The following is a 19,781-nucleotide window of genomic DNA, read 5'->3' as shown; positions in this document are numbered from 1 at the left end:
TTCCGACTCCGGAAAGACAACCGACATGGCACAGGCACCTGTCTCTCACCCGCCCTTGCAGGGCGGGCAGCTCGTGATCGGGACGATCGCGGTATCGCTCGCGGTGTTCATGAACGTGCTCGACACGTCCATCGCGAACGTCGCGATCCCGACCATCTCGGGCGACCTCGGCGTGTCGTCCGACCAGGGCACGTGGGTCATCACGTCGTTCGCAGTCGCGAACGCGATCTCCGTGCCGCTCACCGGCTGGCTGACCGACCGCTTCGGACAGGTTCGCCTGTTCCTCGCGTCGATCATCCTGTTCGTGATTTCGTCGTGGATGTGCGGGCTCTCGCCCAACCTGCCGTTCCTGCTTGCGTCGCGCGTGCTGCAAGGCGCGGTGGCAGGCCCGATGATTCCGCTGTCGCAAGCGCTCCTGCTGTCGAGTTATCCGCGCGCCAAGGCGCCGATGGCGCTTGCGCTATGGGCGATGACGACGCTGATCGCGCCCGTTGCCGGCCCGATCCTCGGCGGCTGGATCTCGGACAACTACTCGTGGCCGTGGATCTTCTACGTCAACATCCCGGTCGGCATCGCCGCCGCCGCCGCGACGTGGGCGATCTACCGCACTCGGGAATCGGCCGTGCGCCGCGCCCCGATCGACGGCGTGGGCCTCGCGCTGCTGGTCGTCTGGGTCGGCTCGCTGCAGATCATGCTCGACAAGGGCAAGGATCTCGACTGGTTCGCGTCGACGACCATCATCGTGCTCGCGCTGACCGCGGTCATCGCGTTCGCGTTCTTCGTCATCTGGGAACTGACCGCCGAGCACCCGGTCGTCGACCTGTCGCTGTTTCGCATGCGGAACTTCACCGGCGGCACCGTCGCGCTGTCGATCGGGTACGGCCTGTACTTCGGCAACCTCGTGCTGTTGCCGCTGTGGCTGCAGACGCAGATCGGCTACACGGCGACCGACGCCGGTCTCGTGATGGCGCCGGTCGGGCTGTTCGCGATCCTGCTGTCGCCCCTCACCGGGAAGTACCTGCCGCGCACCGATCCGCGTTTTATCTCGACGGCGTCGTTCCTGACGTTTGCGCTGTGCTTCTGGATGCGGTCGCGCTACACGACGGGTGTCGACGAATGGTCGCTGACGCTGCCGACGCTCGTACAGGGCATCGCGATGGCCGGCTTCTTCATCCCGCTGGTATCGATCACGCTGTCGGGCCTGCCCGGCCACCGCATTCCCGCGGCATCGGGCCTGTCGAACTTCGTGCGGATCATGTGCGGCGGCATCGGCACGTCGATCTTCCAGACGGCCTGGGACCATCGCAACAACTTCCATCACGCGCAACTGGTCGAGCAGGCGAACGTATACAACCCGACGTTCAACCAGGCCGTCACGCAGATGGGCAACCTCGGGCTGACGCGGGACCAGGCACACGGGCTGATCAACAACCTGGCCACGCAGCAGGCCGCGCAGCTCGGCGTGAACGACCTGTTCTACATCTCGGCGGCGATCTTCGTGCTGCTGATCGGGCTGATCTGGATCACGAAGCCCGAGCGCTCGGGCGGTGGCGATGCAGGTGCCGCGGCATCGGCTGCACACTGAACACGCTGCCTGGACGCAAACAAAAAGCCCCGCTTCGTGAAGCGGGGCTTTTTCATTCAGACGGGTGCGCGTTCGCGCGGCTGCGTCAGGCTGCCGTGACGACGAGCCGCTCCGGTGCCAGTACGCCGTTTGCCTTGCGGGCCACGCCGAGCAGGCGAGTCGCGTCGTAGACGCGCACGCGCCCGCCTTCGGCTGCATCGATCGGGTCGAGCGACGACAGCGGCAAACGCTGGCCGTGCAGGAACCGCTTCGCGCTGGTTTCATCGAGACGAACCAGCGGAAACGTCGACAGCAACGCATCGACCGGCTGGAGCCACGCATCACGCGCCGCTTCGTCGGCATCGGACAGCGCATCGAGCGTCACCGCATGCTCGAGCGTCAGCGCGCCGACACCAGTGCGCCGCAGCATCGTCAGATGCGCGCCGCAACCGAGCGCCTCGCCGATATCCTCTGCCAGCGTGCGCACGTAAGTGCCCTTGCTGCAGGTCACGCGAAACGTCACGTCAGGCAGGTCGCACGCGAGCAGGTCGAGGGCGAGGATCGTCACGTTGCGGCCCTCGCGCTCGACGGTTTGCCCCGCGCGCGCATATTCGTACAGCGGTTTGCCATCGCGCTTGAGCGCCGAATACATCGGCGGCACCTGCACGATCTCGCCGGTGAAGCGCACCAGCGCGGCTTCCACCGCCGCACGGTCGCATTCGACGGGGCGCGTGTCGATCACCTCGCCTTCCGCGTCGCCGGTGGCCGTACGCTGGCCGAGACGCATCGTCGCTTCGTAGGTCTTGTCCGCTTCGAGCAGATCCTGCGAGAACTTCGTCGCCTCGCCGAAGCACAGCGGCAGCAAACCCGAAGCCAGGGGATCGAGCGTACCGGTGTGACCGGCTTTTTTCGCGAGCAGCAGGCGCTTCGCGCGAATCAGTGCATCGTTGCTCGAAAGGCCGACCGGCTTGTCGAGCAGGAGGACGCCGTCCAGCATGCGCCGGGGCACGCGCGGACGTTGGGATGCTGCAGTCGTCATAGGCCGGTCGGGGTCAGTCGTCCTTGGTAGCCGCGTCGGCCTCGTCGTCGTCCTTCGCGCGCGTCGAGTTCGCTTCCTTGATCAGGCGCGACATTTCCACGGCCTTCTCGATCGTCTGGTCGTAGTGGAAATGCAGCGTCGGCACCGTATGGATGTGCAGGCGCTTGAACAACAGGTTGTGCAAGTGACCCGACGCGTGGTTCAGCGCTTCCTGCGTCTTGGCCGGATCGCCGGTCAACGCGGTGAAGTAGACCTTCGCGTGCGCGTAATCCGGCGTGAGTTCGACGCTCTGGATGGTCACGATACCGATGCGCGGGTCTTTGACCTCGCGCATGATGAGTTCGGACAGATCGCGCTGAATCTGGTCGGCGATCTGCACGTTGCGATTGGGGGAAGTACGTTTCCTGGACATGATCGATCCGTGATCCGTTTATCAGGATGAAGCGGCGGCCAGTGTTGGCGCGCCACCATGAAAATGGGCGGGACAGGCCCAAGCCTGCCCCGCCCATGAGCCGATGCGCGAGGATTACAGCGTACGCGCGACTTCGGTCACTTCGAAGACTTCGAACTGGTCGCCTTCGATGACGTCGTTGAAGTTCTTCACCGACATACCGCACTCGAAGCCTTGCTTCACTTCCTTCACGTCGTCCTTGAAGCGCTTCAGCGATTCGAGTTCGCCCGTGAAGATCACGACGTTGTTGCGCAGCACGCGAACCGACGACGAGCGCTTGACGATACCGTCCGTGACCATACAGCCGGCGACCGTGCCGACCTTCGGCACCTTGAACACCTGGCGCACCTCGACCATGCCGGTGACGACTTCGCGCTTCTCCGGCGCCAGCATGCCCGACATTGCCGCCTTCACCTCATCCACTGCGTCATAGATGATGTTGTAGTAGCGGATGTCGATGCCGTTCGCTTCGGCCAGCTTGCGCGCCTGTGCATCCGCACGCGTGTTGAAGCCGATGATGACAGCCTTCGATGCCGTTGCGAGGTTGACGTCGTTTTCGCTGATGCCACCCACCGCGCTGTGCACGATCTGCACGCGCACTTCGTCGGTCGACAGCTTGAGCAGCGACTGCACGAGCGCTTCCTGCGAGCCCTGCACGTCCGCCTTGATGATGAGCGGCAGGTTCTGCACTTCGCCTTCGCCCATCTGCTCGAGCATGCTTTCCAGCTTCGCGGCCTGCTGCTTCGCCAGCTTCACGTCGCGGAACTTGCCCTGACGGAACAATGCGATTTCACGCGCCTTGCGCTCGTCCGGCAGCACGATCACTTCCTCGCCTGCGCCCGGCACTTCCGACAGACCCTGGATTTCGACCGGGATCGACGGGCCGGCTTCCTTCGTCGGCTTGCCGTTCTCGTCGAGCATCGCGCGCACGCGGCCGTAGGCCGTACCCGCCAGCACGATGTCGCCGCGGTTCAGCGTACCGGACTGCACGAGGATCGTCGCGACCGGGCCCTTGCCCTTGTCGAGCTTCGCTTCGATCACGATACCCTTGGCCGGCGCTTCGACCGGTGCCTTCAGCTCCAGCACTTCGGCTTGCAGCAGCACGTTCTCGAGCAGATCGTCGATACCCGCGCCCGTCTTTGCCGACACCGGCACGAACGGCGAATCGCCACCGTATTCTTCCGGCACGACGCCTTCCGCGACCAGTTCCTGCTTGACGCGATCGGGGTTCGCTTCCGGCTTGTCGATCTTGTTGATCGCGACGACGATCGGCACGCCACCCGCCTTCGCGTGAGCAATGGCTTCCTTCGTCTGCGGCATCACGCCGTCGTCGGCTGCCACCACCAGCACCACGATGTCGGTCGCCTTCGCGCCGCGTGCACGCATTGCCGTGAACGCTTCGTGACCCGGCGTATCGAGGAACGTGATGACGCCACGCGGCGTATCGACGTGATACGCGCCGATGTGCTGCGTAATGCCGCCCGCTTCGCCTGCGGCAACCTTCGCGCGGCGGATGTGGTCGAGCAGCGAGGTCTTGCCGTGGTCGACGTGACCCATCACCGTGACGACCGGCGGACGCGGCAGTTGCTCTGCGTCGGTACCGGTTTCGCCTTCGACGAGCAGCGCTTCCGGATCGTCCAGCTTCGCGGCAACCGCGCGGTGGCCCAGTTCCTCGACGACGATCATCGCCGTTTCCTGGTCCAGCACCTGGTTGATCGTGACCATCTGGCCCATCTTCATCATCACCTTGATGACTTCGGAGGCCTTGATCGACATCTTGTGCGCGAGATCGGCAACCGACACGGTTTCCGGCACGTGCACTTCACGGACGATCGGCTCGGTCGGCGCCTGGAAGGACGATGCACTGTCCTGGTGACGGCCACGGCCCTTCGGGCCGCCGCGCCAGCCGCGGTCGACGCCGCCGCTCGAATCGCCGCGCGTCTTGATGCCGCGACGCTTCGACGCGTCGTCCTGCCAGCCGCCCTTGCCTGCGCCCGGCTTCTTGTTGCGGTCGCCCGCGCCTGCCGGCGCCTGCGTCGTTGCCGGTGCCGCACCGGCCGGCTTCTTCACGGCCGGACGCGCCTGCGCGCCTTCCGGCTTTGCCGGCTTGTGCAGCGTGCCCTTCGCTTCGGCCGGCTTCGGCGGCTCGACCGGCTTCGGCGGCTCGACTGCCTTGACGACGGCCTTGCGCGGCGTGTTCATCATCTCGCGAATCGCACGCGCTTCGGCTTCTGCCGCCGCACGGCGCTTGCTGATCTCTTCCTGCTCGGCGCGCGCCTTGTCCGCTGCCTCGCGGGCAGCGTCTTCAGCCTTCTTCGCCGCTTCGCGCTGCGCCGCACGTTCGGCGGCTGCGCGCGCTTCGTCCTGCGCGGACTGCGTCGATTGCGGAGTCTCCGCTTCCTGTTCGGCCGCAGCAGCCTGCTGCGCGGCTGCCTGCTGCTGTGCCGCCGCAGCTTCGGCCGCGGCACGCTTCGCTGCCGCCTCTTCCTCGGCGCGACGGCGCTCGGCCTCAGCCGCTTCCTCGCGGGCACGACGTTCCGCTTCCTCGCGCTCGAGGCGCTCCTGACGCTCGCGCAGTTCCTGCGCCTGCTTCTCGAGCAGCTCCGCCTCGCGGCGCGCTTCTTCCTCGCGACGCTTCAGTTCTGCATCGTCGTCCGCTTCGGCGACCTGCGCCTGACCCTGTTCCGCACCTTCGGCCACGTCGTCGCGCTTGACGAACGTACGCTTCTTGCGGACCTCGACCTGAATGGTGCGAGCCTTGCCCGTCGCGTCAGATTGCTTGATCTCCGACGTATGCTTGCGGGTCAGCGTGATCTTGCGCTTGTCGCCGTCGGTTGCGCCGTGCGACTTGCGCAAATGATCGAGCAGACGCGCCTTGTCCGTTTCGGACAGCGCATCGTCTTCACTCGCTTTCTGGACGCCCGCTGCCTGCAGCTGTTCGAGCAGCACACCAGCAGGCATTTTCAGTTCCGCGGCAAATTGGGCTACGTTGTTACTCGCCATTCATTCCTCTTAGTGCAAGGACCGATTCCTTGCGGTTAGCATCGGGTCAGGCCATACGGCCGCCATCAAATCAGTGCGCCATGGTCATTTCTCACTGGAACCAGTGTTCACGTGCTTTCATGATCAACGCCTTAGCGGCATCCTCTTCCATCCCGGTCATGTCGACCAGTTCATCCACAGCCAGCTCGGCGAGATCGTCGCGCGTCTGCACGCCGTGTTCGGCCAGCTTCGCGAGCAGCTCCGGCGTAATGCCGTCGAGGCTCTTGAGATCCAGCGCTGCGTTCTCGACCTTTTCTTCGTTCGCGATCGCCATCGTCAACAGCGCGTCGCGTGCGCGGTTGCGCAGTTCGTGCACGGTGTCCTCGTCGAACGCCTCGATTTCGAGCATTTCGTTGAGCGGCACGTACGCGATCTCTTCCAGGCTCGTGAAGCCTTCGTCGATCAGGATGTCGGCAACTTCTTCGTCGACGTCGAGACGCGCCATGAACAGCGCACGCAGCCGGTCGCGTTCTTCACCCTGCTTCAGGGCGGATTCGTCCGGCGTCATGATGTTGATCTGCCAGCCGGTCAGTTCGCCAGCAAGACGAACGTTCTGACCGCTGCGGCCGATCGCGACAGCCAGCTCGTTCTCGTCGACGACGACGTCCATCGAGTGCTTTTCTTCATCGACGACAATCGACTGGACAGCTGCCGGCGCGAGCGCGCCGATCACGAACTGGGCGGGATCCTCCGACCATAGCACGATGTCGATGTTTTCGCCACCAAGCTCGTTGCGCACGGCCTGCACACGGGAGCCGCGGATGCCGACGCAGGTGCCGATCGGATCGATCCGCTTGTCGTACGCGATGACGCCGATCTTCGCGCGCACGCCCGGGTCGCGGGCAGCCGCCTTGATCTCGAGCAGGCCCTGCTCGATTTCCGGCACTTCCATCTCGAACAGCTTCATCAGGAACTCGGGCGCCGTACGCGACAGTTCGATCTGCGGGCCGCGCGCGGTGCGGTCGACCTTCGCGATGTACGCACGCACGCGGTCGCCCACGCGAAGGTTTTCCTTCGGGATCAGCTGATCGCGGCGCAGCAGCGCCTCGACACGGCCCGATTCGACGATGAAGTTGCCCTTGTCGAGGCGCTTCACCGTACCCGTCATGATCTTTTCGCCACGCTCGAGGTAATCGTTCAGGATCTGCTCGCGCTCGGCGTCGCGCACCTTCTGCAGGATCACCTGCTTCGCGGCCTGCGCGCCGATGCGACCGAACTCGATCGACGGAACGGGTTCCTCGACATACTCGCCGACTTCGACGTCGGGCTTCTGCTCACGTGCTTCGAACAGCAGGATCTCGCGATCCGGCTCCTGCAAGCCTGCCTCGTCGGGCACGACGAGCCAGCGACGGAAGGTTTCGTGCTCGCCGCTTTCGCGATCGATATGGACGCGGATTTCGGCGCCTTCGTCGAACAGCTTCTTGGAAGCAGATGCGAGCGCGGCCTCGAGGGCGCCCAGCACCACATCCTTGTCGACGTTTTTCTCGCGCGCCAGCGCATCCACCAGCATCAACACTTCGCGACTCATTATTTGCGGCTCCTAAAGTCAACTTGCGGAATCAGGCGGGCTTTGTCGATATCGGCCAGCGTGAAATCCAGCATGGCCGCCTCGCCCTTCTTCCTCTCAAATTCCAAACCGATCGTTTCGCCATTCGGCGCGTGCAGAATGCCCCGGTACGTCTTGCGCCCGTCCAGCGGCTTTTTCAAGGTCACGGAAACTTCGCTGCCGGCGAAGCGCTCGAAGTCGGCCAGCTTCTTCAACGGGCGGTCGAGCCCCGGGGACGAGACTTCGAGCCGTTCGTAATCGATGTTTTCGACCGTCAAGACGTGCTGGAGCTGACGCGTGACCTTTTCGCAATCTTCGAGCGAGATGCCGGCAGGCTGATCGATATAGATGCAAAGCATGCCGCGCCCAGTGCGCTCGAGATCCACCAGCTCGTAGCCGAGCCCGGTGACCGTGGTTTCTATCAGTTCCGTCAGTTGCACAGTGTCCTCTCAGGTGTTCGCGCCCGCCGCTCGCGATTCACCCGCGGGCGCGCGCCTTAGCCGGCGCAGGAAGCGCTACCCGAGATGCCTAACCGTTTCAGCAAAAAAAAATGGGCGGAACGCCCATCTTCTTACTGGTGGTCGCACCTGAGCCGCACATTGAATCCGTACGCCCAGCGACTCCGCGATTATAGCGATTTTTGGCGCAAACGCCAAGCCAGCCGGTAAATGCAGCGTATCGCCTGCCTTTACCGACCCAAAAATGCGAAATCGGGTTATCCGATCAGCCAGCACCATCCTGCCAGGCCGGAGATCGGTCATGCCGGCTGCGACGCAGCGGCACGCGACTAACTATATATAGTCGAAAGCAATCAGCGCACTACGCCGTGCCGGCAAAAATCGGCGGGATGCCGATCGGGCCGGCACGCCGGCGGCTTTGTGCCGCCGTGCGCCAATGTGTGTTTAGCGGCTGCGCGTACGACTGCGCTGCTGTCGCTGGCCACCGCCGCGCGGACCGCCGCCGTTGCCGGCGCCGTCAGCTCGATTGCCGTTCGGATTGCGATTGCCGCCACCCTTGCTGCCGCCACGCTTGGCGCCCGCGCCTTCGCGCTTGGGGCCTGCGCCGTACGACGCGCGGTTGCCGTCGACATCACGGCCGCCACCCGTGCGATTGCCGTCGCGACCACCGCCCGCGCGGTTGCCATCGCGGCCGCTGCCGGCACGATTGCCGTAACCCGACGGCGCAACCGGCAGGCTGCCGTAGCCGCTCAGGCCCGGCAGACCCGGCCCGCCGCGCCGACCGCCGCCGCGACGCGGCTGATCCAGCTGCCCGTGCGCCGTCAGCACCGGCTCGCGGCTGATGAAGCCCATCGATGTCTGCATCGGATCGGGCTGGCGACGCTCGACCTGGCCGGCACCGCCGCGCTTGCCCTTCTCCTCGGACGGCGCCTTCAGGCCGACGGTCGCCATCAGCTTGCGCACCTGCGTGTCGTCGAGCTCCTCCCAGCGGCCGCGCTTCAGGCCGCGCGGCAGCGGAATCGGGCCGTGACGCGTACGGATCAGGCGGCTCACCATCAGGCCGACCGCCTCGAACATCCGGCGCACTTCGCGGTTGCGGCCTTCGGCCAGCGCGACGTGATACCAGTGGTTCGTACCCTCGCCGCCGCCGTCGCGGATGCGCAGGAAGTTTGCCGGGCCGTCATCGAGCTCGACACCATGCAGCAGCTTCTGACGCATGCCTTCGGCCAGCTCGCCGACGACGCGCACCGCGTATTCGCGCTCGACGCTGTAGCGCGGATGCATGAAGCGGTTTGCGAGGTCACCCGAAGTCGTCAGCATCAGCAGACCTTCGGTATTGAAGTCGAGACGGCCGACCGCGAGCCACTTCGCCGTCTTCATCGGCGGCAGGCGGTCGAACACCGACGGACGGCCTTCCGGATCCGCGTGACTGACGATCTCGCCCGTCGGCTTGTGGTACAGCAGCACCCGCGGCGGCTTGTTCGGCAGCTTGCGCTTGACCGGCTTGCCGTTGATCCGCACCTGGTCGGTCGGCATGATGCGCTGGCCGATGTGTGCGGGCTCCCCGTTCACCGACACGCGGCCGGCGACGATCAGCTCTTCCATCTCACGGCGCGAGCCCATGCCCGCTTCCGCCAGCACCTTGTGAAGCTTCGGCGCGTCGTCGTCCGGCGACAGCACGCGCTTGTTCGCCGGCTGGTTGCGGCCGCGACGCAGCATCGGCGCACGCACGCCGCTACCGCCCGCGGAATTGTCGGCGTCGAATGCCGGCGACGTCACGTAGGCGAACAGTTCGTCCTGGGACGCATCGCCTTCCGTCTTCGCCGCACCACCTTCAGCCTTCGATGCGCCGCCGCGACGGCCCTGGCCACCCTGACCGCCTTGGGCCTTGGTCGCACTTTCGCGCTTGCCGGCCGGCTTGCGACTGCCCTTGGCCGCGCCTTCCTTGCGCGGCGCACGTGCCGGCTGCTGCGCTTCGGCGGCTTCGGCCGGCTGCGCGTCAGCGTCTTCGCCACCCTGCGGCTCGCCTTCGGCGCCCTTCGACTTGGCCGCCGCGCGACGTCGCGCGATCAGGCTGCGCGGGCCTCGCCGCAGACCGCGGCGGGGACGCTCGTCACCGCCCTCGGCCGGAGCGCCCTGCTCCGGTGCATCGTCGGCACGCGCTGCCTGCACGGCAGGCGCGGACGACTCAATATCGTGGATATCTGTCAAAACAACCTCAAAATGTCAGGTCTCGCGCCCGGCGCGGGCGCGGCAAGAAGTTGGCCGCGATCAGGCGCGACGCTGTTCGGGTTCTGCTTCGTCGTCCGGCAGCGCGTCGACACCGATGGGTGCACTGGCGCTTCGTACGGCATCGGCGAGACTGTCGGACGTGTCGTCCAGCATCTCGCCGTCCGCGGGACGGGAACGGGAGGCGTCGGCCTGACCAGCCTCGCCGGGCATGTCGCCGGCCGCTTCCGTTCCGTCTCCGGCAACCGCTTCGGCGGCCGGCTTGCGATCTTCCTCGCTCCAATCCGCGCGCAGCGGCTCGGGCTGCACACCGGCCGGCACTACTTCGGCGCCAGCCTGTTCCAATTGTTCCGCCTGCCCGCGATCAGCTTCGAGCGTATCGCGGCTCGCGATTTCCTGCGTCGGCACGACGTCCGCCGCGGAATCGCCCGGCACTCCTGCCGGCTGGCCGGCCGATGCCTCGTCCGCCTGCGGGGCGTCGCCCGCTGCGTCGTCGGCAATCGACATGTCTCCGTCGAAATCCATCGCCTGCTGCGCCAGCAGCGCAGCCTCGATGTTCGCGGCCGGCTCTTCGAGCGCCGGCAGATCATCGAGCGCCTTCAGGCCGAGGTCGTCGAGAAACTGCTTGGTTGTCGCATACAGCGCCGGGCGCCCCGGCACGTCACGATGACCGATCACTTCGATCCAGCCGCGATCCTCGAGTTGCTTGACCACCTGCGTATTGACCGTGACACCGCGAATCTCTTCGATGTCGCCGCGCGTGACGGGTTGCCGGTACGCGATGATCGCGAGCGTCTCGAGCACCGCGCGCGAATATTTCGGCGGCTTCTCGGGATGCAAGCGATCCAGATAGTGACGCATCGCCGGCTTGCTCTGGAAGCGCCATCCGGTCGCCAGCGCCACCAGTTCGACGCCGCGGCCGGACCAATCCTGTTTCAGATCTTCGAGCAACGTGCGGACCGTGTCAGCCGACACGCCGTCGGCAAAGAGCTTGCGCAAATCGCCAAGCTTCAGCGGTTCCTGCGCGCAGATCAAAGCAGTCTCGAGGACGATCTTCGCCTCTTGGGTATTCATGCAGCTAGGCCAGACCCTGTGGTCAAACGAACCGGATCAACAAACAGACGAAAGGAACGGAAGACGCGCTCGCCCGATTCTGATCGGTCATATTGATGGGAGCACGAACCGGGGGCGGCGAACCAACTTCAGGCCAGGCCCAAACCGGACGGAACAGCACGGCTCAACGACGGAACCGCGTGACTGAGCGCCATATTACGCAAAATTGCCCGGTGCGTAAAGATGAGCCGAACCGGCTGCCGCCAGCGCGCTGAATCCGCTCCGGCCCCGCTTCAGCGGGTGGCCGCTCCGCGCGCGAGAAAGCTGCGCAGCCGCTCGACGCCCGCGTCGAGTCGTGCCGGATCGCATGCGTAGCACCAGCGCACGAACCCTTCGCCTTCCGGACCGAATGCGCGCCCGGGCGCAAGGCCGAGCCCCGCTTCACGCACCAGCGTCTTGCAGAACGCCAGACTGTCGGCCGCGCCCGGCAGGCGCAGGAACAGGTACATCGCGCCCGGTGGCGGCGGCACCTCGACGCCCGGCAGCGTGCGCAGCGCGGCAACCAGGTGATCGCGCGCGTCACGCAGCGCCGCGACGAACGACCGCACGAACGGCTCGCCATCGCGCAGCGCGACCTCGCCCGCGGCCTGTACGAAACCCGGCGCGCACGACGTGTTGTATTCGACGAGCTTCGACAGGTCGCCCATCACCGCTGCCGGCGCGATGAGCCATCCCAGGCGCCAGCCCGTCATCGCCCACGCTTTCGAAAACGAATTCACGACAACGACCCGCTCGTCGCGCGACGCGATGTCGAGGAACGACGGCGCGCCGTCCGCACCGAACGCGAGCCGCTCGTACACCTCGTCGGCAACCAGCCAGATGCCGTGGCGGCGGCAATGGGCGAGCACGGCCCGCTGGTCGTCACGCGACATCGTCCAGCCCGTCGGATTGTTCGGCGAGTTGATCAGCAGCATCCGCGTATCGGGCGTCAGCGCCGCAAGCAGCCGCCCGATCTCGAGCTGCCAGCCTGCCTCGCCATAGCCGAGCGGTACGCATTCGACCCGCGCCCCAAGAATCTTCGGAATCTCGACGAGATTCGGCCACAGCGGCGTAACCGCGACGACGCGCTCGCCCGGACCGACCAGCAACTGCGCGGCCAGCATCAGCGCGCTCACGCCCGAACTCGTCACGGCCACGGTGTCGGCCGCCGTCGCACCGTGACGGGCGCTGACGTAGGCCGCGATAGCGTCGCGCAACGGCGCGGTACCGAGGTTGTGCGTGTAGAAGGTTTCGCCGTCGCGCAGCGCCGCCGTCGCGGCGTTGCGGATGAAGTCCGGCGTCACGCGATCGGATTCGCCGAACCAGAACGGCAGCATGTCCGGCACGCCGAAGCCGGCGTTTGCCACTTCCCGGATCAGCGACGGACGCAGCGCGTGCACCACATCGCGCGCCGCCAGCGCGCCAGACACCGAAAGAGAATCTGCAGAATGCGCCATCGAGCACCACCATCGAGGAACACGATCCGCGTAGTGTACCGGCCCCAAGCCGGACCGGCGCACGTCGGTGCGCGTCAGTCGAGGTCCTCCGCCCTCGCCGGCATCTGCCGCACAAGCTCCCAGATCGCCTGAGCGGCAGGCGACAACGACCTGTCGCGGCGGCGCACCAGCTCGACCGTGCGTTCGGTGCGCGGCGTGAGCGGCCGCGCGACGAGCGTCGAGCCGGCCGGCAGCGGCAGCGACAGCCACGGCTGCACACTCACACCGACGCCGGCCTCGACGAGGCCGAACACGGTCGCCGAATGCCCGAGCTCCTGCATGACCGTCGCGTTGACACGATGGGCGGCCAGCGCGGCATCGATCAGCGGCCGGCTTCCCGACGCATGATCGAGGAGCACGAGGCGCTCGCCGTCCAGCGCCGTCCAGGGCACCTCGGCACGCGCCGCGAGCGGATGGTCGGCACGCGCGACAAGGCAGAACGAATCGGTCATCAGCGGTTCGCAGACGAGATCGCCAACCGCGAGCGGCCCGATCACGACGCCGAAATCGACCTCGCTCGACTTCACCTTGCGCAACACGTCGCTCTGCACGTCGTCGCGCAAGCCCAGCGTCACGAACGGGAACTGGCGCTCGCACGACGCAACCACGCGCGGCATCAGCCGGCATGCGATCGTCGGGCTGGCCGCGACGATCACGCGCCCCCGGCGCTGCTCGCCGATTTCGCGAATCTCGCGCAGCGTGTCGTCGAGATCGTCGAGCAGACGAGACACACTCGCAATCAGGTTCGCGCCGACATCGGTCAGCTGCACGTCGCGCGTCGTGCGGTCGATCAGCTTCAACCCGAGCTCGGCCTCGAGCTCGCGCACGCAGCGGCTGACCGCGGACTGCGTGAGCCCGATTTCGTCGCCTGCGCGACTGAAGCTCCTGAGCCGCGCTACCTCGATGAAGACGCGAAGCTGGCGCAGCGTGACGTTCATTTCCTGACCTCATCAATCGTCGATATCGATGCACGATTTTAATGCGCGAATCCGGCGTCGACGTGCGAATCAGGCATCTGCCCCCATGTTTCGCTGCGGTGCAATACCGACGCGAACGCACGCGGTGCGGGCGAACTGCACAAGATTGGTGATTGTCCCGATTTGCTGGCGGGTTATTTTGGCGTCTTATACGCCCCTAGCTGACTTAGCCGTTAGCTCGCTGCCAAGCGGCTCTCGAGGGAATTACCTCCGACATGGCACGCTTCGTGCATCACCTGGCGCACAGGGCGCAGGTTTCGTCGGACGGAAGAGCAGAAACGCCGCTGCCGGCCAACCGGACGCCCCCACCCGGCACTCGACGATCGAGTGCTTGAAGAGTGCGCGGCGCAGGGCAGCGCACCGGAGTTAGCTTCGCTGAGGTGAGGACATGATGCTGTTCGACGATTTGAGAGATAACGAGTGGGCGCTGGTCGAAGGTCTGTTTTGCTCGGAACCCGCACGGAGTGAGCGGCGCGGCCGCCCCCGCGTGGAAGCCCGCTCGGTGGTGAACGCCGTGCTGTGGGTGCTGTCGACGGGCGAAGGCTGGTCGAAGCTGCCGGGCCGCTATCCGTCGCCGCCGACTTGCCGCCGTCGCTTCGACGAATGGCAGGCGGACGGCACGCTCGCCGAAATCGTGAAGCGACTCGGCACGAGCGGCCGGCAGATCTCCCTGCGCGGGCGCATCGGCGCGAGTGCTGCGAAGCCGCCCGCCCCGCCGAGCCGCGACCGGCTGCGCGGCGCCTTCTGGACCAATCCGGAATCCTGGCGCGCGCCCGTCAAGATGGCGTAACGAATGCTCGATCGGGCGGCTTCGGCCGCCCGGTTTCTTTCCGCGACGCGATCTGTTCGCGACGCCAGCGGTGCCGTCGATTACCATTGTCGTGGCGCGATACATCTATTTACCAATATTTACAGCAAGCCTGCACTCCCACGCTTACCTTAGCGACATATCAACAAGCCGCGTGGCTTGAAGGGAGCCCCGCCATGAAACCAATGTCACTGCTCGTTGCATGCGGCATTGTCATTTCCCTGGCGTTGTCCGCTCCAGCCCGCGCCGACGATCGCGCGAAACCGCCCCATCGCCAGCAGGATCACCGGAACACGCTCCGCCAGCCACCCTCCGCCAACCCGTCCGGCCGGCAGACCGTGCCGCGCGGCGACCTGCGCGGCGACATCGCCAGCAATGCGCGAGCGCGCATCGGCTCGCAGCCGTCGGACGTACCGCGTCATCCGTAGTCCTGCCAATTTCAGGATTCACCAAAGAAAATGCCCGCTGCCGGGAACTGCGCCGCATACGGCGAGTCACAACGTTGCCATGAGCACAGCGTGGCAACAGCAAAAGTATCCGGTACGCCCGTATCCTCGCGATACGGGCTTTTTTTGTATCATCCGCCGCGCGGGCGATGCGTGCGGAGAAATGTCGGCCGCTACAGGCGGCTTTCGAGAATCGCCACGGCACTCGCTTCGCTCAATGCGTAGTCGGCCATACGGCGATCGGTCCAGGAAAGTAATTTCTCGTCGCGCTCGAGGCGCGAGAACTCGGCTCGGCCGCTTTCGGTCAGCACGGCAATGTCGACCGGTGCGTGAAAGCCCGGCGCGGGGGCTACGGTTTTCTGCCTGACCGTGTCCATCAGCCCAAGCGAACGGAGATACTCGAACACACCCGGGCGGCGTGCCCACGGTACCTGGCGGTACTGCACTCGTCTCAATGCGTCGAGCACCGCTTCGTTGGAATACGTGGCCATCTCGATTCTTTCTTAAAGTGCAGCGACAATGCGAAGCGGCGCGCCGGGCGGGGTCTCCGCCCGCCGATACCGCCACCGATTCTGGAGGCCGACGTTCGGCGTCGCGTCAGGGCCGGATCGTCAGCCGTCCATAAAAAGACACCATACCCCAATCAAATTGATTCTGTTCGATTCATTTGTACTTCTCTTCATCTGTTTCATGCTCTGCCGCAAGCGGCGGCAAATCATCTCGATGGCCGCCGTTGCGCTGCTCTGGCTGCTCGCGACAGGCTGGCTCACCGCCCCGCTGATCGCGTGGACCGAAGCGGGAGTCGTACCTGTCGAGCACCCGGACATGCATGGGCGGACCACACTGATTCTCATCGGCGCCGGAACACGGCGCACCGACGCCGGACTGCAGCCCCCGCCTGACGGAGCCGCCCGCATCCACAAGGTCGCGGCGCTCTACCACGCGTGCCGGCAGCAGGCCGCACACTGCACCGTGGTGATGTCGGGCGGCGACCCGCAGCATCACGGAGAAACCGAAGCGGCCGTCTACGGGCGCCAGCTCGTCGCGGAAGGCGTCGCTCCCGCGGACCTCGTTCTGGAACCAGATAGCCGCACAACCTACGAAAACGCGAAATTCACTGCACCCATATTACGCTCACAGCATGACGACGCACGCATTCTCGTCACTTCGTCATATCAGATGCGCCGCGCATTGCTCGATTTCCGCCACTTCGGGATCGACCCGCAGCCCGTTTATGCGAATCGCCGGCGCGCGCAAACGGGCTGGCTGCCGCGCTGGCGCAACCTGGCCAACGCCGAACAGGCGCTGCATGAACTGGTCGGCATCGCGCAGTTCCACGTCTATCGATGGCTCGGGTGGTTCTGACTGACGGCTGCGGGAAACCCGAGCGGAAATGAATGCGGCGACGACGATGGCAGGCGCGTGACGAAGGGTGCGAAGTGTTGCGCGACTTCAACGGGGCCTTGCGTCCCGCCTCGATCCGATGCACATTGATCCGTCACTTTTGTTACACTCGACACGCACTCGATTGCAGTCGCCAGACAAAACGGCAACACTCGGGTTCATCACCACTTAGCGGAGGTAAAGCAATGAAGAAGACGTCCCTGGCTATCCTGGTAGCGATGTCGGCGCTGACTGGCGCAGCGTATGCGCAAGAGAGCACGGAAATCAAGACGATTACCGATCCGGCCAAGATCTCCGAGATCGAGCAGCGCGCACAGGCGCTGCAGCAGCAGCAAGCGGCCGAAGCCGCACAGCCGGCGATGCAGGAAGAGCATCACCACGGCAAGAAGGCTGCTCACCACAAGGCTGCCGCAAAGAAGGCCGGCAAGAAGGCTGCCAAGGCCGCAGACGCTGCCAGCCAGTAAGTTCGGCGGTACCGCACAAGAAAAAGCCGAATCCGGGCAACCGGGTTCGGCTTTTTTGATTGCGGCGCGCGTGCGCTGTGCTAAAGTCGCGCACCGAATTTTTCCACCCGTGCGCACCCCGGTGCGGAGGACAGCATGAGCAACATTCAACTCGACATCGAGTGGACCGAAGCCGCCACTCGCCAGATCAAGCAACTGATGCCCCGCGGCTCGGCCGACGCGTTCCTCGCGCTGCCGCCGATCGAGTGCCTGCCGATGGAGGGCGACGTGCTCTTCCTCGGCCCGCAAGGCAAACAGCAACCGTTCATCGTCGCCGAGCGACAGTATCATCACGACGGCGACGCCGACTGGACGATCATCCTGATCCTCGACGTCCCCAACACGTCGCACTGACGCACCCCGCGACCGGACACGTCCGGTCGCCCCACCCGGCTCAGACGAGCTTCGACAGCACGCGGATTTCGGAACGCTCGATCCAGTCCGCGGCCGCTTCGCGATAAGCCAGAATGTGCGCGGAACGGGCATGGGCAGCAAGCGCCTCCTCGCTTTCCCAACGCTCGACGAATACGAACCGCGCGGGCTCCTTCAGATCCCGATGCAGGTCGTACTGCAGTGCGCCTGCTTCGTTGCGGGTCGGCTCGACGATCCCTTCGAGCTGGACGCGCAACTTTTCCTCGGCGCCCGGCTTCGCCACGATCAGCGCCACGACTGCAATTTCCGCCATTCCACCCCCTCATCTGGAAAAGTCCGAGAATACGCGAATCGTGTATCGGCTGCGCCGGCACGGCCCCGCACGACGGCCAAAAAAATAGCCCGCGCTTCAGAGAAGCGCGGGCGAAACCGTCGCCCTACGAGGATAGGCGACGGGGCCATCGGGATCCGCACGCTGGCGCGGATCATCATCAGTTGTGCCGACACTTGTCGCATCGGCATTCGAAGACGTCGATACCGTTGATCGGGCGCTCGCGGCGCACCCCCGGTATCTGACGCCATCCTCCCTGTTTCAACGATTCCAACATATAAAGCAGGTTGCGTGCCAGCCATCACACGCGAATCACCTCGTTGATTTATAAGGATAAATTTTTTGCAGACGACAATACGGCATGTGTTCTGCCGCCGTAACGCGCGGATGTTACGTAACGTCACGAGGAGGGACCGAACACCCCTCTCATGTGTGCGCCGGCGAGCGGCAATGAAAAAGCCCGCCATGTGGCGGGCTTTTTCATTGGTGCGGAGAAACCGCGGAAATCAGCGGAGCTGATTCACGAGCAACCCCATGATCTGGCGAGCCGGCGACGATGAGTCGATCGCACCCGAATCGTCAACGACCGCCACGCGCGTCTGGTCGGCCGTGAGCGCCTTCACGTTGACACGGTACTGCTTCGCCTGCTTTTCCTTCTTGCCGTGGAACAGCTGGCTCCAGAAGCCCTGCTCGGCCGAAGTCAGATCCTTCGGATCGACATAACGCACGAAATACAGGCCCTTCGTGCGATCTCGATCGTCGACCGTGAAGTTCGCACGATCGAGCGCGAGACCGACGTGCAACCACGACCGGTCGTACGGCTCGCCGAGCGTGACCTCCGACGGCACGGCCGCGTCGGCCGCATCGTTGCCTTGCGCCGACGAGCGGGAGACGTTTTGCGCAGCAATCGCGGCAGCCGCCTTCGACGACGCGTCGGTGTCCGCCTTCTTGTCCTTCGGGATCGTGTTGTCCTTGATGTTCGCGATCGGCGGCTCGCCGTTCTTCGCGCGCTGCTCGTTCTGTGCGAGCACGGCCATCAACCGCTTCAGGTATTCAGTCTCGAGCGCCGGATCGTTCGGCTTCGGTTCCCACTTGCTCGAATCGTTGTTCGCGCCCGTGATCGCCTCACGCATCCCCTTCTGGCTGATGAACACGTAGGTGCCGCCATTCGGCGCCGAATCGAGACGCGTACGGTATTTGTTGCGCTCGGCCGTCACGTACGAGTTGCCCATCGCCTTCGAGATCACGCTGCGGATCAGGCCGTCGTTGATCTGCGGATGGGTTTCGTTCCAGTCGGTTTCCATCACGCCCTTGTCGCGCTGGTCGACGACGAGCAGGAAACCCTGCTCCTGCCAGAAGCGGCGAACCTGCGTCCAGACGTCGGCCGGCTGCTTGCCGTCGATCACGAGCCAGCTCTCGGTGCCGTCGCGCTGGATATGCATGCCTGCCACGGCCGGAGCAACGGTGTCCAGCGCAGGCGCCGCCTGCTGGACCTGCTGAAGCGCGGACAGGGAAGTCGCGCCGCCCTGGGGCGGCAGCGAACGCTGATCGGCCGTCTCGTCGAGCATGTTGGGCGGCACTGCGAGCGACGCTTCCTTCGATTTCGAATCGCTCTTGTAGTCCACTTTCGTGGGCGACGACGTACCGCAACCGGCGACGAGCGCGCCGGTGGCGAGCACTGCAGCGAACCGCATGGTAAGACGAAGATCAGTCATGTTCGGGGAATCCTCTTCCGCTAAATCACGGCGCTTTCCGTGGATCAACCTTGCATTTTACCGGGGCCGCGCCGCGATGTGCAAAAAAGCGACCGGCAAGAAAAAACCCGCGTCAGCCCAAGCTGACGCGGGTTCTTGTCTGGTCGGGGCGAGAGGATTTGAACCTCCGACCACCTGCACCCCATGCAGGTACGCTACCAGGCTGCGCTACGCCCCGAAAGAAAAAAATTATAACAGACAGTTTCCCGATTTAGAACGGGTCACATGCATTTTGTGAATGTTCTTGTGAAATTTTTTGGCGTGACGGC

The 19,781-nt window shown here is 65.0% G+C and carries 17 protein-coding genes, 1 tRNA gene and 1 pseudogene; 6 read left to right on the top strand and 13 right to left on the bottom strand.

All coding sequences use genetic code 11. The annotated features are described in order from the left end of the window. Positions 1-25 precede the first annotated feature (25 nt). On the top strand, positions 26-1,585 hold the full coding sequence (locus tag PQB87_RS08025; protein ID WP_059682793.1) for a DHA2 family efflux MFS transporter permease subunit: 1,560 nt from the start codon (positions 26-28) through the stop codon (positions 1,583-1,585). 85 nt (positions 1,586-1,670) lie between these two features. Here PQB87_RS08025 and truB read toward each other — a convergent pair whose 3' ends face one another. The 9 genes from truB to PQB87_RS07980 form a co-directional block, all read right to left on the bottom strand. Continuing rightward, the gene (truB, locus tag PQB87_RS08020) at positions 1,671-2,603 is read right to left on the bottom strand and encodes a tRNA pseudouridine(55) synthase TruB (protein ID WP_489242790.1); all 933 of its coding nucleotides are present in this window, start codon (positions 2,601-2,603) and stop codon (positions 1,671-1,673) included. A gap of 13 nt (positions 2,604-2,616) precedes the next feature. Continuing rightward, positions 2,617-3,015, bottom strand: coding sequence for a 30S ribosome-binding factor RbfA (gene rbfA, locus PQB87_RS08015; protein WP_021162402.1), 399 nt, complete (start codon positions 3,013-3,015; stop codon positions 2,617-2,619). 114 nt (positions 3,016-3,129) lie between these two features. Then, on the bottom strand, positions 3,130-6,057 hold the full coding sequence (infB, locus tag PQB87_RS08010; RefSeq protein WP_021162403.1) for a translation initiation factor IF-2: 2,928 nt from the start codon (positions 6,055-6,057) through the stop codon (positions 3,130-3,132). Between the two features lie 91 nt (positions 6,058-6,148). Then, positions 6,149-7,624 (bottom strand): transcription termination factor NusA, encoded by a 1,476-nt coding sequence (nusA, locus tag PQB87_RS08005; RefSeq protein WP_006476166.1) that lies wholly within the window; start codon positions 7,622-7,624, stop codon positions 6,149-6,151. Then, positions 7,624-8,082 carry a ribosome maturation factor RimP gene (rimP, locus tag PQB87_RS08000; RefSeq protein WP_014897219.1) on the bottom strand — a complete coding sequence of 153 codons (459 nt, stop codon included), beginning with the start codon at positions 8,080-8,082 and terminating at the stop codon, positions 7,624-7,626. The genes nusA and rimP overlap by 1 nt, the downstream gene beginning before the upstream one ends. Positions 8,083-8,544: 462 nt before the next feature. Further along, positions 8,545-10,311, bottom strand: coding sequence for a 23S rRNA pseudouridine(2605) synthase RluB (gene rluB, locus PQB87_RS07995; protein ID WP_489242789.1), 1,767 nt, complete (start codon positions 10,309-10,311; stop codon positions 8,545-8,547). A gap of 60 nt (positions 10,312-10,371) precedes the next feature. Further along, on the bottom strand, positions 10,372-11,403 hold the full coding sequence (scpB, locus tag PQB87_RS07990) for an SMC-Scp complex subunit ScpB (protein ID WP_048020761.1): 1,032 nt from the start codon (positions 11,401-11,403) through the stop codon (positions 10,372-10,374). A gap of 272 nt (positions 11,404-11,675) precedes the next feature. Beyond that, complete coding sequence (locus tag PQB87_RS07985; RefSeq protein WP_111942019.1) at positions 11,676-12,878, bottom strand: pyridoxal phosphate-dependent aminotransferase; 1,203 nt, start codon at positions 12,876-12,878, stop codon at positions 11,676-11,678. Positions 12,879-12,952: 74 nt separating this feature from the next. Beyond that, positions 12,953-13,855 carry a LysR family transcriptional regulator gene (locus PQB87_RS07980; protein WP_021162406.1) on the bottom strand — a complete coding sequence of 301 codons (903 nt, stop codon included), beginning with the start codon at positions 13,853-13,855 and terminating at the stop codon, positions 12,953-12,955. 430 nt (positions 13,856-14,285) lie between these two features. Here PQB87_RS07980 and PQB87_RS07975 point away from each other — a divergent pair. After that, positions 14,286-14,681, top strand: a pseudogene (locus tag PQB87_RS07975) (transposase); the annotation flags it as partial. Between the two features lie 197 nt (positions 14,682-14,878). Continuing rightward, positions 14,879-15,130, top strand: coding sequence for a hypothetical protein (locus tag PQB87_RS07970; protein ID WP_060056313.1), 252 nt, complete (start codon positions 14,879-14,881; stop codon positions 15,128-15,130). A gap of 191 nt (positions 15,131-15,321) precedes the next feature. Here the strand turns inward: PQB87_RS07970 and PQB87_RS07965 are convergent, their stop codons facing one another. Then, a complete protein-coding gene (locus PQB87_RS07965; protein ID WP_011351791.1) occupies positions 15,322-15,639 on the bottom strand; it encodes a hypothetical protein in 318 nt (105 codons plus the stop codon). Positions 15,640-15,796: 157 nt separating this feature from the next. Between PQB87_RS07965 and PQB87_RS07960 the strand changes: the two genes are divergently transcribed. The 3 genes from PQB87_RS07960 (at position 15,797) to PQB87_RS07950 (ending at position 17,409) form a co-directional block, all read left to right on the top strand. Beyond that, entirely contained in the window at positions 15,797-16,513 is a 717-nt protein-coding gene (locus tag PQB87_RS07960; protein ID WP_021162408.1) for a YdcF family protein, read from the top strand. 224 nt (positions 16,514-16,737) lie between these two features. Continuing rightward, on the top strand, positions 16,738-17,016 hold the full coding sequence (locus tag PQB87_RS07955) for a hypothetical protein (RefSeq protein WP_011351789.1): 279 nt from the start codon (positions 16,738-16,740) through the stop codon (positions 17,014-17,016). 135 nt (positions 17,017-17,151) lie between these two features. Then, on the top strand, positions 17,152-17,409 hold the full coding sequence (locus PQB87_RS07950; RefSeq protein ID WP_021162409.1) for a hypothetical protein: 258 nt from the start codon (positions 17,152-17,154) through the stop codon (positions 17,407-17,409). Between the two features lie 40 nt (positions 17,410-17,449). Here PQB87_RS07950 and PQB87_RS07945 read toward each other — a convergent pair whose 3' ends face one another. The 3 genes from PQB87_RS07945 to PQB87_RS07935 form a co-directional block, all read right to left on the bottom strand. Continuing rightward, entirely contained in the window at positions 17,450-17,740 is a 291-nt protein-coding gene (locus tag PQB87_RS07945; RefSeq protein ID WP_027787696.1) for a putative quinol monooxygenase, read from the bottom strand. A 524-nt stretch (positions 17,741-18,264) separates the two neighbouring features. Further along, entirely contained in the window at positions 18,265-19,473 is a 1,209-nt protein-coding gene (gene bamC / locus PQB87_RS07940; protein ID WP_059682802.1) for an NlpB/DapX family lipoprotein, read from the bottom strand. 140 nt (positions 19,474-19,613) lie between these two features. Continuing rightward, a tRNA-Pro gene (locus PQB87_RS07935) sits at positions 19,614-19,690 on the bottom strand. Positions 19,691-19,781: the final 91 nt, after the last annotated feature.

The sequence above is a fragment of the Burkholderia sp. KL41 genome (genome assembly GCF_057005415.2).
The sequence above is the reverse complement of the archived record's forward strand: the minus strand, read 5'-3'. Positions and strand labels throughout refer to the sequence as shown.

What these genes read in the sequence shown, in the direction of transcription:
- PQB87_RS08025 (WP_059682793.1), top strand. Translation starts at nt 26, where the DNA reads ATGGCACAGGCACCTGTCTCTCACCCGCCCTTGCAGGGCGGGCAGCTC.
- truB (WP_489242790.1), bottom strand. Translation starts at nt 2,603, where the DNA reads ATGACGACTGCAGCATCCCAACGTCCGCGCGTGCCCCGGCGCATGCTG.
- rbfA (WP_021162402.1), bottom strand. Translation starts at nt 3,015, where the DNA reads ATGTCCAGGAAACGTACTTCCCCCAATCGCAACGTGCAGATCGCCGAC.
- infB (WP_021162403.1), bottom strand. Translation starts at nt 6,057, where the DNA reads ATGGCGAGTAACAACGTAGCCCAATTTGCCGCGGAACTGAAAATGCCT.
- nusA (WP_006476166.1), bottom strand. Translation starts at nt 7,624, where the DNA reads ATGAGTCGCGAAGTGTTGATGCTGGTGGATGCGCTGGCGCGCGAGAAA.
- scpB (WP_048020761.1), bottom strand. Translation starts at nt 11,403, where the DNA reads ATGAATACCCAAGAGGCGAAGATCGTCCTCGAGACTGCTTTGATCTGC.
- PQB87_RS07985 (WP_111942019.1), bottom strand. Translation starts at nt 12,878, where the DNA reads ATGGCGCATTCTGCAGATTCTCTTTCGGTGTCTGGCGCGCTGGCGGCG.
- PQB87_RS07980 (WP_021162406.1), bottom strand. Translation starts at nt 13,855, where the DNA reads ATGAACGTCACGCTGCGCCAGCTTCGCGTCTTCATCGAGGTAGCGCGG.
- PQB87_RS07970 (WP_060056313.1), top strand. Translation starts at nt 14,879, where the DNA reads ATGAAACCAATGTCACTGCTCGTTGCATGCGGCATTGTCATTTCCCTG.
- PQB87_RS07965 (WP_011351791.1), bottom strand. Translation starts at nt 15,639, where the DNA reads ATGGCCACGTATTCCAACGAAGCGGTGCTCGACGCATTGAGACGAGTG.
- PQB87_RS07955 (WP_011351789.1), top strand. Translation starts at nt 16,738, where the DNA reads ATGAAGAAGACGTCCCTGGCTATCCTGGTAGCGATGTCGGCGCTGACT.
- PQB87_RS07950 (WP_021162409.1), top strand. Translation starts at nt 17,152, where the DNA reads ATGAGCAACATTCAACTCGACATCGAGTGGACCGAAGCCGCCACTCGC.
- PQB87_RS07945 (WP_027787696.1), bottom strand. Translation starts at nt 17,740, where the DNA reads ATGGCGGAAATTGCAGTCGTGGCGCTGATCGTGGCGAAGCCGGGCGCC.
- bamC (WP_059682802.1), bottom strand. Translation starts at nt 19,473, where the DNA reads ATGACTGATCTTCGTCTTACCATGCGGTTCGCTGCAGTGCTCGCCACC.